The following is a 14,849-nucleotide window of genomic DNA, read 5'->3' on the forward strand; positions in this document are numbered from 1 at the left end:
TGGTCTCCGTTAGCGGGTGTCTTCCAGCAGGCGCGGGAACTCGAGGGTCCAGCATAACCCGCCCAGCGGTGAGGGGGAGGCGTGCATGCGCCCGCCATGGGTGGTGACCAGCGCCTTGGCGATGGCCAGTCCCAGGCCGCTGCCGCCGCTGGCGCGGTTGCGGGAGCCCTCGACCCGGTAGAGGCGCTCGGTGAGCCGCGGCAGGGCCGCCGCGGGCACCTCGGGGGCGCTGTCTTCCCAGGTCACCCGCACCCGCTCGGCGTCGTGGCTCAGGGTCACCCTCAGGTGCCCCGGGGCCTCGGTGTAGGCGCAGCTATTGTCGAGCAGGTTATTCCACAGCTGGCGCAGGCGCTGCATATCGCCGCGTATCGGTGCCGGGCCCTGGATATGGGTTTCCAGGGTCAGGCCGCGGTCCTCCAGCCAGCCCCGGGCCTCCTCCAGCCGGGTGGCCAGGGCCTCGCTCAGGTCGAGGGGCGCCAGGGAGGCCTCCAGGGCGCCGGCATCGCTCTGCGCCAGCAGGCGCAGGTCGGCCACCAGGCGCTCCAACTGGGCCACCTCCTGGGCGAGGGAGTGCAGGCTGGTCTCGTTGAGGGGACGGATACCGTCCTGCATCGCCTCGATCTCGCCATGCAGCACCGCCAGGGGGGTGCGCAGCTCATGGGCGATATCCGCGACCCAGCGACTGCGGGCCTGGCGATTGGCCTCCAGGGTCGCCGCCAGCACATTGAAGTCGTGGGCCAGGCGCGACAGCTCGTCGTGGCCGCGCTCGGTCAGGCGCATGCTGTAGTCACCCTCGGTGAGGCGCCGGGTGGCCAGGGCCATGCCGCCGGTGCGTCGCCCCAGCCACCAGGAGAGGCCGCCGGCCAGCAGCAGCGAGGCCACCACCAGGGAGGCGACGATGATGCTCAGGTTGCGCTGCTGGCGCTCCAGGAAGACCCGGTCCATGCGCGCCATCAGCGATTCGGGACGCCGATAGCCCAGGGAGCCGACCTTCTCGCCGTCACTCTCGATGGGCAGCCAGACCAGCTCCGGGGCCTCCTCCTCGTCGTGGCGGCGCTCCAGGCCGATCACCGGCAGCCCCTGGGCATCGTTGAGCACGAAGTCCCGCGCATTGCCGAGCGGCGGCTCCAGGCCCCGGGGGTCCTCGCGACCGGCCAATAGCTGCTGGCGCACCAGGCGATACCAGGCGCGGTGGGTCTCGCGCAGCCACTGCCAGTCGCCGCGTCGGCGCCACTCCTCGCCCAGGGCCTCGGCGAGCTGGCGGGCGCGGTTGGCCTGGGTGGTCTCCAGGTAGTCGATAAAGCCCTGGTCGAGGCTGCGCGAAACGCCCACGAAGAGCAGCGCCGAGGTGGCCACGTTGACCACCAGGATCACGGCGAAGAGCTTGAAGCCGAGGCGCGATAGCAGGTAGCGGGGCAGCCGCATCTTGATCTCTCCACACGAGAGCGGGAAACACCCCAGTCTGGCTCGCCGGGGTGCAGGCTTTGGTCAGCCATTATGCAGGGAATGTGCAAGCCCTTCAGGGACAGCTGTCGCCGAGCCAGAGATCGGTGGTGAGGGTATGCGAGCGGGGCTCGATCAGGCCGAGGATCATACGCGCCGCCATGCGCCCCTTCTCGACGCTGTCCTGACGCACCGTGGTCAGCCGCGGGGCCCGGTACTGGCCCTCGGCGATGCCGTCGAAGCCGGTCAGGCGCAGGTCCTCGGGGACGCGCAGGCCACGCCGCTCGGCCAGGGTCAGGGCGGTCAGGGCGATGCGGTCGGACATACACAGCAGCAGGTCGGGACGCTCGTCCTCGGGCAGGTCGAGGAGCGCCTCGAGCACCGGGGCGCATACCTCGAAGGTGTTCTCCTCGACGTTCCACATGGGCACGCCGGCGGGATCATGCCCCGCCTCGGCCAGGGCCCGATAGAAGCCGGAGAGCCGCGAGCGGGTGATGGTCTGGTCGGCGCTGAGCAGCCGCCGGTCGGCGCCGATGGGGCCGTTGCAGGGCTCGGCGGTAAGGCGCAGGTTGATGATGGCGGGGCGGCGTGCCCTGCGGCTCAGGGCGTGGCGGGCGATGGCGTAGCAGGCCGGCTCGTCGTCCACATGAATCGAGGGGCGGCCCTCCACATCGAAGTCCACCGCCACCAGCGGCGACTGGGGCGGCAGGGGCTCCAGCAGGTCCTGGCTGGGCATCAGGCCATAGACGATATACCCATCCGCCATGCTGGCGGCGCCGGGCAGTTCGCTGCGCATCTGCCGGGCGGAGAGCAGCAGCAGGGTATGGCCGTGGGCATCGAGGACCTCGGCGATGCCGGAGAGCAGCTCGCTGGCTACCGCATCGTTGATGCTGTAGGTCAGGCTCTCGGCGAGCACCACCGCGATGATCCGCGAGCGCCCGGTGCGCAGGCTGCGGGCCTTGGCATCGGGGCCGCGATAGCCCAGGCGCTTGGCCTCGCCGAGGATGCGCTCGCGCAGGGCGGGAGAGAGCTGGTCCGGGCGATTGAAGGCGTTGGAGATGGTCGCGGTGGAGACACCGAGCTCCCGGGCCAGGTCCTTGAGGGTCATGCGACGGGGGGTAGACACGTGGGCTTCCTTCGCCATCTGGATCGATTCAGTTAGCTCGCTATCATAGGCGCAATCCCGGCCCTTGGCCACCGCGACCCCGGGTGGCGCCGCGTCGGCGAGGCGCCACCTCCAGCCTCAGGCCACCGCCCGGGCGGTGGCCACGCCCAGCGCCCGGTCGCCGGCGTCGAACAGGTGCACCTGCTCGGGGTCGGGCACGAGGGCCACCTTCTGGCCGACCCGCCAGGGGCTGGGCGCCTCGCTGCGGTGGATCAGCAGGGTCTCGCCGGCCTTGGGCTCCAGGTAGACATAGACCTCGTTGCCCAGGTACTCGACGTTGACGATCTCGAAGGCGTTGTCGCCGGCGGCCTCGGCCAGCCGCAGGTGCTCGGGGCGCACGCCCAGGGTCAGCGCCTCGCCGGCCACCTGCTGGGCGGTGTCCTGGGGCAGGGCCAGCTCACCGATACCCGCGGCACGCACCCGGCAGCCCGCGTCGTTTCCGGTCACCAGCGTCGCCGGCAGGAAGTTCATGGTCGGCGAGCCGATAAAGCCGGCCACGAAGCGGGTCGCCGGACGCTGGTAGAGCTCGTGGGGCGTGCCTACCTGCTCGACCCGGCCGGCGTTGAGCACCACGATCTTGTCGGCCAGGGTCATGGCCTCCACCTGGTCGTGGGTGACGTAGATCATGGTGGAGCCCAGGCGCTGATGGAGGCGGGCGATCTCGTTGCGCATCTGCACGCGCAGCGAGGCGTCGAGGTTGGAGAGCGGCTCGTCGAACAGCAATATGCGCGGTTCTCGGGCCATGGCGCGACCCATGGCCACGCGCTGACGCTGGCCGCCGGAGAGCGCCTTGGGCTTACGCTCGAGGAGTTCCTCGAGTTGCAGGATGCGGGCGGTGGCCATGACCCGCTCGTGGATCGTCTCCTTGGCGGTCTTGGCGAGCTTGAGGCCGAAGGCCATGTTCTCGTAGACGGTCATATGCGGATAGAGCGCATAGGACTGGAAGACCATGCCCACGCCGCGCTCGCGGGGCGGCAGGTCGTTGACCACCTGTCCAGCGATGGAGAGCTCGCCGTCGCTGATCGATTCCAACCCGGCGATCAGCCGCAGCAGGGTCGACTTGCCGCAGCCGGAGGGGCCGACGAAGACCACGAATTCGCCGTCGCCGATATCGAGGTCGACGTCCTTGATGATAGGGGTGTGGCCGAAGACCTTGTTGACCTTGTCGAGGGTGACGCTTGCCATGGGGTGTCTCCTTGCCGGCCCGGTAGCGGGAGGCCTCGTCCGGGCCGGCCTGTTGTTATGAGTGTGGCTCAGAGGGTGAACCAGGCGGCCTGGTAGGGGGGCAGGCGCAGGGTCTCGCCGTCCCGCTCGGCATGGAAACCGTGCCCCGCCAGCGCGTCGCCGACCGCCATCGGCAGCCGGGTCTCGCGGGCCTGGCCGGTCAGGTTGAAGACGCAGAGCAGCCGCTCGTCGCCCTTCTCGCGAACGAAGCCGAGCAGGTCCGCGCCGACGTCGACCAGACTCAGGTCGCCATCGACCAGCGCCGGGTGGGCGGTGCGGAAGGCCAGCAGGCGACGGGTGGCGTTGAGTACCGAGGCCGCGTCGTCCTGCTGGCGGGCGACGGCCAGCGGCAGCTGGCGGGCCTCCACCGGCAGCCAGGGCTCGACGCCCTCGGCGGTGAAGCCGCCATTCCCGCTAGGCTCCCAGGGCATGGGCGTGCGGCAGCCGTCGCGGCCCTTGAACTCCGGCCACAGCACCTTGCCGTAGGGGTCCTGGAGTCGCTCGAAGGGCACCTCGGCTTCCGGCAGGCCGAGCTCCTCCCCCTGGTAGAGACAGACGCTGCCGCGCAGCGAGAAGAGCAGGGCGAGGGTCACCTTGGGATAGGCGAGTGGGTCCTCGTCCGCGCCCCAGCGCGTGGCGCTTCTCACCACGTCGTGGTTGGAGAGCGCCCAGCACGGCCAGGCGTCGCCGGCCAGGCGCTGGAAGCGCTCGATCACCTCGCGGAGATAGGCCGCCGAGCGGGGCGCGTTGAGCAGGTCGAAGGTGTAGGCCATGTGCAGCTTGTCGCCGCCCGCGGTGTACTCGGCCATGCGTTCCAGCGGGTTGTCGTCGCCAATCTCGCCCACCGTGGTGGTGCCGGGGAAGTCGTCCATCAGGGCGCGCAGCTCGCGCAGGAAGTCGAGGTTCTCCGGGCGGCTCAGGTCATAGACGTGGCGCTGCCAGGTATAGGGGTTGGCGTCCGGGGCGCCGAGGGTCTTGGCCTCGCCGGCGGGCACCGGGGGGTTGTCGGTGAGCGCCGGGTCGTGGAAGTAGAAGTTGACGGTGTCCAGGCGGAAGCCGTCGACGCCGAGTTCCAGCCAGAAGCGCATATTGTCGAGCTGGGCGGCACGCACCTCGGGGTGGTGGAAGTTGAGGTCCGGCTGGCTGGTCAGGAAGTTGTGCAGGTAGTACTGGCGGCGCCGGGAGTCGAAGGTCCAGGCCGAGCCGCCGAAGATCGACAGCCAGTTGTTGGGCGGCGTGCCATCCGGCTTTGGGTCGGCCCAGACGTACCAGTCCGCCTTGGCATTGGTGCGGTCGGCGCGGCTCTCCTGGAACCAGGGGTGCGCCTCCGCGGTATGGCTGATCACCTGGTCGATCATCACCTTGAGGCCCAGTTCGTGGGCGCGGGCCAGCAGCGCCTTGAAGTCGTCCAGGGTGCCGAACATCGGGTCGACATCGCGGTAGTCGCTGACGTCGTAGCCGAAGTCGAGCATCGGCGAGGTGAAGAAGGGCGACAGCCAGATGCCGTCCACGCCGAGGCTCGCCACGTAGTCGAGCTTCTCGGTGATGCCCTCGAGGTCGCCGATGCCGTCGCCGTTGGCGTCCATAAAGCTGCGCGGATAGATCTGGTAGATGACGCCACCGCGCCACCAGGTCAGGTTGTCTTGCATCTTGGGATCCTTGAGAGACATAAAACAGTGCTAGCTGAGTGCTCTTATGAAAGACGGGGCTAACCTGGGCTCAGGCCTCGCGAAGACGCTGTAAACCCTTCCCTGGGCGCTCGACTTTTTCATCCTTGAAAAAGACGCTTCGCTCTGGCCTGCCCCCAGCGCCCCTTGGTCTTTCCACCTGGGGTGGCATCGCATGGGGTTAGCCCTTGACGGCGCCGGCGGTGAGGCCGGAGACGATGCGTTTCTGGAAGATCATCACCAGCACCACCAGGGGCACGGTGACGGTCACCGAGGCGGCCATGATCGGCCCCCAGGGCAGCTCGTGCTGGCTGCCACCGGAGATCAGGGCGATGGCCACCGGCACGGTGCGCTGGTCGTCGGAGAGGGTGAAGGTCAGGGCGAAGAGGAACTCGTTCCAGGCGGCGATAAAGGCCAGCAGTCCGGTGGTCGCCATGGCCGGCCACATCAGCGGCAGGAACACCCGGGTAATGGTCACCCAGGGGGTGGCGCCGTCCATGATCGCCGCCTCCTCGAGCTCCTGGGGCAACTGCTTCATAAAGGTGGTCAGCACCCAGACGGTGAAGGGCAGGGTGAAGATGGTGTAGCTGAGGATCAGGCCGGCCGGGTTGTTGTAGAGATTGAGCGCGCGGATCACCTCGAACAGGCCGGAGAGCACCGCCACCTGAGGGAACATCGACACCCCGAGGATCACCAGCATCACCGTGGTGCGGCCGCGGAAGCGTACCCGCCCCAGGGCATAGGAGGCGGTGATGCCCAGCAGCAGGGCGATGAAGACCACGCTGATCGATACCAAGAGGGAGTTGAAAATGGCGCGCACGAAGCTGCTCTGGCTGAAGATCGCCACATAGTTGGAGACGTCCAGCGAATCCACCCAGTAGCTCACGGTGAACAGCTCACCGGAGGGCTTCAGCGAGGTGATCACGGCGTAGTAGAAGGGGAAAACGGCGTAGAGCAGTACCACGGCCACCAGCACCCAGAAACCGAGGCGGGCGACGAGCTTGGTGAGTCGGCGTGAGGTCATGTCAGTCGCCTCCCAGTTGCAGGCGGTTGCGGCCCAGGTAGAGGTAGGCCACCGTGGCCAGGGCGATGATCAGGAACAGCAGGGTCGAGGCGGCGCTGCCGTAGCCCACGTCTTGGAACTCCACCAACTGCTGGCGGGCGTAGATCGACATGGTCATGGTGCTGGAGGCATTGGAGGTCAGCACGTAGATGACGTCGAACACGCGCAGGGCGTCGAGCAGGCGGAAGATCACCGCCACCATCAGCGCCGGAGTGATCAACGGCAGTGTCACCTTGAAGAACACTCTGACCGGATGGATGCCGTCGACTTCGGCCGCCTCATAGCAGTCCTTGGGCAGCATCTGCAGGGCGGCCAGGGCGAGCAGGGCGACGAAGGGGATGGTCTTCCAGACGTCGACCAGGATCACCGCCCACATGGAGTAGGTGGCGCTGGCGGTCCAGGCGATGGGGGCGTCGATGATGCCCAGCGTCATCAGCAGGTGGTTGATGATCCCGAACTGGTCGTTGAGCATCCAGGCCCACATCTTGGCCGAGACGATGGTGGGGATCGCCCAGGGGATCAGCACCGCGGCACGCACCAGCATGCGCCCCCGGAACTCGACGTTGAGGATCAGCGCGACGATAACGCCGAACACCACCTCCAGGGACACCGAGACCACGGCGAAGAACAGGGTATTCCACACCGAGCGCCACCACATGGGGTCGGTGAGCAGGCCGTACCAGGCACCGTCGTCGTAGACCAGGTAGTTCTCCAGGCCGATGAAGCTGGCGTCGCCCAGTGTCGAGAGGGTGCCGTCGGTGAGGCTGAAGTAGAAGGTGCGCAGCAGCGGCCAGCCGGCCACCAGGGCCAGGGCGACGAGCATGGGGGCGAGGAAGGTCCAGGCGGCGCGTACCCGCTGCCGGCGGACCTTGGTGCCGCGATAGGGGCGCGCCCTCGTGGGCGCGCTGGGAGTCGTGGTGGTCATGTCGGGCTCCTGGATCATTTCCAGCGACGCTCGAGGCGACGCAGCTGGCCTTCCAGTTGGGGCAGGGCGTCGGTGGCCGACATCTCGCCGGAGAGCACGCTATGGGTGGTGTCGAAGAAGGCGTTGGAGACGCGGCCGTAGCTCTCGCCGGTCGCCGCCGAGGGGCGTGCCACGGCGTTGGCGAAGGTATCGTAGAGGGTGCCGAAGAAGGGCACCGCCGCGAGCACCTCCTCGTCCGCGTAGAGGCGCTCGAGGGTCGGATTGTAGGAACCCTCGATGGCGCGGCGCTTCTGCTCGGCCTCGCCGGTCAGGAAGGCCACCAGGTCGGCGGCGAGCTCGGGGTTCTCGCTGTAGCGGGAGACCGCCAGGTTCCAGCCGCCTAGCGTCGCCGCGCTATTGCCCCCTTCGCCATGGGGCAGCTTGACCACGCCCACCCGGCCGCGGACCTCGCTCTCCTCGCCCTGGGCCAGCGACCAGGCGTAGGGCCAATTGCGCATGAACACGGCGTTGCCGGACTGGAACAGGCCGCGGGCCTCCTCCTCGGTGTAGTTGAGCACGCCCTCGGGGGTGATATCGCCGATCCAACTGGCGGCCAGGTCCAGGGCCGAGGCGGCGTCGGCGTTGTTGACGGTGAGGTTGCCCTCGGCATCGACGATGGTGCCGCCGCCGTGGCTGGCCACCCACTCCAGGGCGTTGCAGGTCAGGCCCTCGTAGGCGCGGCCCTGGAATACATAGCCCCAGATGCGGTCGCCGGCGGCCTGTTCGCCGGCCTGGATCTCGCGGGCGATCGCGGTGAGCTCCTCCCAGGTCTCGGGGGGCTCGAAGCCGTACTCCTCGAGGAGATCCTTGCGGTAGTAGAGCACCCCGGCATCGGTGAACCACGGCATGGCCACCAGGCGACCGTCGACGGTGTTGTTCTCGACGATGGCCGGGAAGTGGCCCGCGGCGGCGTCCTCGCCCAGCGTCTCGCCGAGGTCGAGCAGGTGGTTGGCCAGCAGGCCCGGCCACACCACATCGATTTGCAGCACGTCGATGTCGCTGGAGTTGGCGGAGAGGATCTGCTGGTAGAGCGACAGGCGCTCGGTGGAGGAGTTGGGGGTGGAGACGATATCGACGCTATGGCCGGTCTGCTCCTCCCACTGGTTGACGCCTTGCTCGCAGAGCTCGAGTTCGACGCCCACCGCACCGCAGGAGATGGTCAGGTCGGCCGCCAGGGCCTGGCCGCCGCCGGCCAGGGCCGCGGTGCCCAGGGCGATGGCGGTGATCAATGACTGCTTCGACATATGCTGGAGTCCTCGTCGGCGTGTCTTGTGGATTGTTATGGGGCGTGCGGGACGCTCGTCTTAAACGATTAAGCTCGTGGGCTCAGTAAAGACCATCGAACGCGGCCCCATCAACCTAGACTTTTGTCTAGGGAATGGTGCCGGCACACCATTTGGCGACGACTCCTAGACATTGGTCGTAATTTCTTCGAGCCGCGTTGAGCAAGAAAGCTTAAACGATTAAGTTTTGGCCGTGTCCTTGCCTGCCCGCGGGCCGGATCGTGCCGCAAAACTTAAACGATACAGTGGCAGGCGCTGAGATGATTCGGCGCTGAGATGATTCGGCGCTGAGGCGACTTGTGTGCTGAGACGACTCAGGCGCCGAGCGGAGCGGACAGGGGCCCCGGCGCCGGGGCGTGTCCCCGGTACGCCCAGAACCCAGACAGATAACAATAGGGGAAGCAACGAACATGAATGTCGCCACCTTCAAGGCTCCACTCGCCATCGCCATCGCCGCCGCCGGGGTCGCCCTGGCCGGAACCGCCGCCGCCCAGGACGCTGACCTGGAACGGCGCCTGGCCGAGCTGGAAGCGCGTATCGCCGCCGCCGAGCAGCGGGCCGAGGCCGCCGAACGGCGTGCCACGCTCGCCGAGGCCCAGGCCGAGGGCCGTCTTACCACCGAGGAGGTGGAGGAGCGCCTGGCCCGGGTCGAGCGCCAGGCCAGCGGGGAGGAGGGCTTCTCCTTCAATGTCTATGCCCGCTCCGGGCTACTGTTGGGCGAGGATCGCAAGAGCCTTCCCGGCGGGCCCTATGTGACGCCGGCGGGCTCCGTGGGGGGCGCCGTGGGTCGGCTAGGCAACGAGCCCGACACCTATGCCGAAGCGATCTTCAACTACCGCATGCGCTTCGATAATGGCGCCCGTGCTCACTACCGCACCATGCTGGCCGACGGTACCACCACCAGCAACGACTGGAACGGCGACTCCAACCTCAACGTGCGCCAGGTCTATGCCGAGTTCAGCGACCTGCCGAGCTTCACCGGCGCCTTCGAGAACGCCTCCATCTGGGCCGGCAAGCGCTTCGATCGCGACAACTTCGACATTCACTGGCTCGACAGCGACTTCGTCTTCCTGGCCGGTACCGGGGCGGGTATCTACGATGTCCAGCTGGCCGACAGCTGGCGCGCCAACTTCTCGCTCTACGGGCGCAGCTTCAGCGACTTCCCGGTCAGCCGCGAGAACCCCGGCCTGACCGACGACACCGATAGCCTGATCCTCACCGCCAATAACTATTTCGGTAACTGGCAGTGGATGGTCAACGGCATCTCGGCCGCCGACAACGACGAGCGGGTCTTGGAGGGAGAGGGCAATACGGCGGCCGACGGCGGCTTCCAGACCATGATCGCCTATCACGGCGACAGCTTCTTCGGCCTGGGGGAGGGCAACTTCAAGGTGGCGCTGCTGCATGGCCAGGGGCTGGGGGCCGAGGTCAAGGGGCTGGGCAGCAACGGTGGGCTGACCGAGGATGCCACTGCCACCCGGGTCGGTGTCTATGGCACCACCTACCTGAGCTCCAACTGGCGCATCGCCCCGGCGCTGCTGGCCGAGACCAGCGAGGATCGCCTCGCTTCCGGCGACCGCTACGAGTGGGCCACCCTCAACCTGCGCCTGGCCAACGAGATCACCGAGAACTTCGAGTTGCAGTACGAGGGCAGCTATCAGTACATGGATCTCGACCAGGGCGCGGGCGGCAACGCCGTCAGCGGCCACTGGGGCAAGCTGACCATCGCGCCCACCTTCAAGCCCCAGGTGGGTGGCTTCTGGCAGCGTCCGGAGATCCGGGCCTTCGCCTCCTACACCGACTGGAACGAGGAGTTGAACGAGTTCGGTGGCAGCTTCGGTGACGAGGGCTTCACCGGTGGCCAGTGGAGCTTTGGCGTGCAGACCGAGGTCTGGTTCTAGGCCGGGAGCCCGCCGGACTCACGGCTTACCGTTTCGAGCTTGCCCGCGTCCCCGGACGCGGGCTTTTCTCGTTCCGGGCGGAGGAGTTTCCGCCGATTATGGCTTGGCTACAGCGACAAGAAGAACAGGATCAGCGGTGGCGAGAGCAGGGAGAGGATAAAACCGCTGACCACGGCGATGGGCACGCAGGCCACGCCGCCATGCTGTTGGATCACCGGCAGGGTGAAGTCCATGGAGGTGGCGCCGCCATAGCCGATGGCCAGGGCCGCATGGCGGCGGATCAGCAGCGGAATCAGCAGGAAGGCCAGCAGCTCCCGGGCCAGGTCGTTGAAGAAGGCCACGCCGCCGAGCAAGGGGCCGAGCTGGTCGCCGATCAGGATGGCGGAGAGGGAGTACCAGCCGAAGCCGGCGGTCATGGCCAGGCCCTCGCTCCAACTCAGGCCCAGCAGGGGCGCGGCCAGCAGGCCCGCCAGCAGGGAGCTCGCCGCCAGGGTGGTGGCGATGGCCAGGCCGAAGCGGTTGAGGAGAATCTGTTTGAGCGGCATGCCGGAGTTCCTGAGCTGGCAGCCGATCAACGCCAGCAAGGCATAGAGCACCCACTCCGCCAGGGTCTCGGCGTGGAGAAACAGCGCCTCGCCTAGCCAGGCGCCGCCCACCAGGCCCGCCACCACGCCGAGGATCACCACGCCCACTAGGGCCAGGGAGCCGCCGAGGGCGGCCAGCTTGCTGGTGGGGGCGCCGGCCACCACCGTGGAGTTGCCGGCGCTCAGCCCCAGGCGGCGGGAGAGCCACCACAGGGCCGGCAGGTTGCATAGGGCGGTGACCGTGAAGAGCGCCAGGGCCTGGCCGCCCATCCGCGATAGCTGGCCGGCCAGGTCGTCCAGGCCCGCCAGGCCGACCCCCATCAGCAGCAGGATCACGTAGACCGAGGCATTGACGCCGCGGTTGATCCCGCTCAGCAGCCCGGCATGGTGTACCGGGACCAGGTAGCCCAGCAGCAGGGGCAGCAGCACGATCAGCAGGCCGGTGAGCATGGTATCTCCATCGCAGTGACATCCGTAAAAGGGGGCCTACTTTAGCGATGGGCGGAAATAAAGAGAAATGATTTCCCCTGATGCCTGATAAGCCAGGCTACTGCCCGGCTACTCCGTCAGGGTCAGGGCCTGGAGGGTCAAGCGGTTGGTCGGCTCGCCGTCGCGGCGATACTCCACGCCGAGCAGCAGGCCCGGCAGCTCGGGGTGGAAGGCGAAGACCAGGCGCCGCTCGGGCTTGTCGGGCTCCCAGGCCTCCAGGCGAGTCGCCTGGATCGACTCGCCGTCGGGCAGGCGTCGGGCGATGGGCGCCAGGGGGCGATAGTCGAGGCGCTCCTCGCGCCCCTTGTGATCGACGAAGCGGAGCCGGCAGGGCGGGGTCGCTCGACAGTCGCCGTTCGCGGCACGGCGGGAGAGTTCGAACAGCGCCGCCTGGCGGTCGGGCAACTCGCGCAGCTCGTCGTGGCCCAGGCGATAGCTGCCGCCGATGCCCAGCAGGCGGTAGCCGCTGCTGTAGGCGCTGGTGCTCGGGCCGCCATCGTCTAGGCGAAAGCGGCTGCGCTCATGGCCGGAGGCCAGGCGAATGGCGGCGCGCATCTCGCTCTCCCACCAGTCGCCATGACGGCTAAGCCGGTGGCTGACCCGGGCGTCGGGCCAGCCGCTGATCTCCAGCGCATAGTCGGCGACGAAGGGGCGAGGCCGCGGTGGCGTCTCCCGAGGGTCTGCCCGGGCCGAGTCGGGAGCCAGCAGGGCCAATACCAGCGAGGCGAGTAGCGCCGAGATAAGCCAGATGGCGGGACGATAGCGTGGCAGCAATAGCATGGTGACTCCTTATCCCGGCCGATGGGGGCCATGATGAGATACCCTCGGCGGCACGGGGTTCCCATGCCTCTCCCTCTTGCGCACGCTCGGCACGCTTTTAGCGTCAACCGACCTTGCGCCGCAGCCGCGCCAGGCCGGGGCTCAGGGTCACCGGGTAGTCGTCCTCCGGCCCCGCCCGGGGCTCGAGGCGTCGGAGGGGGCCGGGCAGGGCCGCCAGCGCCGCGGTGACCCGTTCCCGGGCGGAGTCGGCGAGGGTCATCAGGGCGTCGTCGATTCGCCCGTCCCTCACCAGGGGCACCAGCAGGGGCTCGCCCTCGATGCCCGTCTCGTCATGGCGGGCCAGGGTATCGCCGATCGGGCGGCCCTCGGCATCCCGGCGTCGATAGACCTGCTTGGGGCCGGGCAGGTTGATCTTGCCGGGGGAGTGCTTGACCCGCGGCCGGCCGGCATAGGCCACCAGCTTGTAGGAGAGGTCGATCACCGGGGCATCGGCGCTGACGCCCAGCTGGGTGCCGACGCCGAAGCCATCGATGGGCGCGCCCTCGGCCACCAAGTCGGCGATTTGCCACTCGTCCAGGCCGCTGCCGGCGATGATCTTCACATCTCCGTGGCCGGCCGCGTCGAGCCGCCGCCGGGCGCCCCGGGCCAGGGCCCCCAGGTCGCCGGAGTCGAGGCGGATGGCCGCCACCGAGAGCTCGGGCTCGGCCGCGAGCAGGGCGATTACCTGGTCGACCCCGGCCAGGGTGTCATGGGTGTCCACCAGCAGGGTGGTGTTCGGGTAGTGGCGGGCGAAGGCGGCGAAGGCCTCGGCCTCGGCGTCGTGGGCGAGGATATAGCTGTGCGCCATGGTGCCGCGCAGCGGCAGGTCGTGGCGCAGGCCGCCCAGCACATTGCTGGTGCCTTCCAGGCCGGCGCTGCGATAGGCGCGCACCCCGCGCACGGCGGCATCGATGCCGTGCATGCGGCGCAGGCCGAAGTCCACCACCGGGCGACCCCGGGCGGCGATCACCAGGCGCACCGCCTTGGAGGCCAGCAGCGTTTCCAACTGCACCAGGTTCATCAGCAGGCTCTCCAGCAACTGGGCCTCGGCGATGGGGGCGTCCACTTCCAGCAGGGGTTCGTCGGCGAATACCGGGGTGCCCTCCGGCAGGGTTCGGATCTCGCCGGAAAAGCGCCACTCCCCGAGCCAGTCGAGGAAGGCCGCCTCGAACAGGCCGGTGGCGGCCAGTTGGGCCAACTCGGCCTCGCCGAAACGCAGCCGGGGGATCAGGGCCGCCGCGTGTTGCTGACCGCAGGCCAGCATAAAGCGCCGGGTCGGCGGCAGGCGGCGAAAGAAGAGGCTGAAGGTGGCCCGCTCGGCCATCGCCTCCTTCCAGTAGGCCTGGGTCATGGTCAACTGGTAGAGGTCGGTGAGCAGGACCAGTTCGTCCTCCGAGACCGTCAGGGGCGTGCTCATTCGAGCACCTCGACGCCGGCCTGGCGCAGCTCATCGAGGCAGGCCTGGCGGCCCGTGGGCGCCACCGCCGCGCTGGCCTCTGCCAGTAGCAGGGTGGCGAAGCCCGCCGCTACGGCGTCCAGGGCGGTGGCGCGGACGCAGACATCCAGGGCCAGGCCGCAGACCACCACCCGGCGAATGCCATGACGCCGCAGGAAGCCGGCCAGGCCGGTGCCGTCGAAGGCGGAGTAGGCGTCGGCATCGAAGGCGCAGGCCTTGCTGACCCGCACCGTCTCCTCGGGCAGGGCCAGGTCGGGATGGAAGGCGGCGCCGACGGTGTCCTGGACGCAGTGGGGCGGCCAGGGGCCGCCCTGCTCCCGGAAGCTGACGTGCTCCACCGGATGCCAGTCACGGCTGGCCACCACCAGGGCGCCGGCCGCGGCGGCGAGGCTGATCTCGGCATTGATGGTCGGCACCAGGGCCCGGCCGCCGGCGACGGCCAGGGCGCCGCCCTCGCAGAAGTCGTTCTGCATATCCACTACCAGCAGGGCGCTGTCGGGGCCATAGGTCACGCGGGTCATGGGAAGCCTCCCGAGTCTCCGAGCGTGTACCTATCAGCCTACGCCGCGTCGGTGAGGCTGTGTAGGGGCTTTGGCGACGACTTGGGATGTGGGCGAAGCGAGGCAGCCTTGCTGGAATTGCTAAGGGGCGCTGGGGGTAGGCCGGAGCGGAGCGTCATTATCAGGGACGAGAATGCCGAGCGCCCATGGATGGGTTCACAGCGTCTCCGCGAAGTGCCTACCCCCAGGTTAGCCCCGGGCCTCGAGATCAGAAGGGGCCCAGGGGCAAAA

12 protein-coding genes are annotated in these 14,849 nt (G+C 68.5%); 1 reads left to right on the forward strand and 11 read right to left on the reverse strand.

Annotation, left to right across the window (positions count from 1 at the left end; translation table 11 throughout):
• Window positions 1–9: 9 nt before the first annotated feature.
• From HPA02_RS09460 to HPA02_RS09490, 7 genes are all read right to left on the reverse strand, one after another.
• Window positions 10–1,425: an ATP-binding protein gene (locus tag HPA02_RS09460; protein ID WP_146802939.1), complete on the reverse strand. Its 1,416-nt coding sequence runs from the start codon at window positions 1,423–1,425 to the stop codon at window positions 10–12.
• A gap of 94 nt (window positions 1,426–1,519) precedes the next feature.
• Complete coding sequence (locus HPA02_RS09465; RefSeq protein WP_186809964.1) at window positions 1,520–2,569, reverse strand: LacI family DNA-binding transcriptional regulator; 1,050 nt, start codon at window positions 2,567–2,569, stop codon at window positions 1,520–1,522.
• 117 nt (window positions 2,570–2,686) lie between these two features.
• Complete coding sequence (locus HPA02_RS09470; protein WP_146802940.1) at window positions 2,687–3,793, reverse strand: ABC transporter ATP-binding protein; 1,107 nt, start codon at window positions 3,791–3,793, stop codon at window positions 2,687–2,689.
• A gap of 68 nt (window positions 3,794–3,861) precedes the next feature.
• Window positions 3,862–5,481 carry an alpha-glucosidase family protein gene (locus HPA02_RS09475; protein WP_146802941.1) on the reverse strand — a complete coding sequence of 540 codons (1,620 nt, stop codon included), beginning with the start codon at window positions 5,479–5,481 and terminating at the stop codon, window positions 3,862–3,864.
• Between the two features lie 199 nt (window positions 5,482–5,680).
• Window positions 5,681–6,523 carry a carbohydrate ABC transporter permease gene (locus HPA02_RS09480; RefSeq protein ID WP_146802942.1) on the reverse strand — a complete coding sequence of 281 codons (843 nt, stop codon included), beginning with the start codon at window positions 6,521–6,523 and terminating at the stop codon, window positions 5,681–5,683.
• Between the two features lies 1 nt (window position 6,524).
• The gene (locus tag HPA02_RS09485; protein WP_146802943.1) at window positions 6,525–7,487 is read right to left on the reverse strand and encodes a carbohydrate ABC transporter permease; all 963 of its coding nucleotides are present in this window, start codon (window positions 7,485–7,487) and stop codon (window positions 6,525–6,527) included.
• Window positions 7,488–7,501: 14 nt separating this feature from the next.
• A complete protein-coding gene (locus HPA02_RS09490) occupies window positions 7,502–8,770 on the reverse strand; it encodes an ABC transporter substrate-binding protein (RefSeq protein WP_146802944.1) in 1,269 nt (422 codons plus the stop codon).
• A 449-nt stretch (window positions 8,771–9,219) separates the two neighbouring features.
• Here HPA02_RS09490 and HPA02_RS09495 point away from each other — a divergent pair, with 449 nt between their 5' ends.
• Complete coding sequence (locus HPA02_RS09495) at window positions 9,220–10,710, forward strand: carbohydrate porin (protein WP_146802945.1); 1,491 nt, start codon at window positions 9,220–9,222, stop codon at window positions 10,708–10,710.
• Between the two features lie 107 nt (window positions 10,711–10,817).
• Here HPA02_RS09495 and HPA02_RS09500 read toward each other — a convergent pair whose 3' ends face one another.
• The 4 genes from HPA02_RS09500 to HPA02_RS09515 form a co-directional block, all read right to left on the reverse strand.
• A complete protein-coding gene (locus HPA02_RS09500; RefSeq protein WP_146802946.1) occupies window positions 10,818–11,744 on the reverse strand; it encodes a LysO family transporter in 927 nt (308 codons plus the stop codon).
• 108 nt (window positions 11,745–11,852) lie between these two features.
• Window positions 11,853–12,563 (reverse strand): hypothetical protein, encoded by a 711-nt coding sequence (locus HPA02_RS09505; protein WP_244945899.1) that lies wholly within the window; start codon window positions 12,561–12,563, stop codon window positions 11,853–11,855.
• Window positions 12,564–12,666: 103 nt separating this feature from the next.
• The gene (locus HPA02_RS09510) at window positions 12,667–14,019 is read right to left on the reverse strand and encodes a nicotinate phosphoribosyltransferase (protein ID WP_146802947.1); all 1,353 of its coding nucleotides are present in this window, start codon (window positions 14,017–14,019) and stop codon (window positions 12,667–12,669) included.
• The gene (locus tag HPA02_RS09515; protein WP_146802948.1) at window positions 14,016–14,579 is read right to left on the reverse strand and encodes a nicotinamidase; all 564 of its coding nucleotides are present in this window, start codon (window positions 14,577–14,579) and stop codon (window positions 14,016–14,018) included. Before HPA02_RS09515 ends, HPA02_RS09510 begins: the two co-directional genes overlap by 4 nt.
• Between the last annotated feature and the right edge of the window lie 270 nt (window positions 14,580–14,849).

It is taken from the genome of Bisbaumannia pacifica (genome assembly GCF_007989625.1).
Taxonomy (GTDB): domain Bacteria; phylum Pseudomonadota; class Gammaproteobacteria; order Pseudomonadales; family Halomonadaceae; genus Bisbaumannia; species Bisbaumannia pacifica.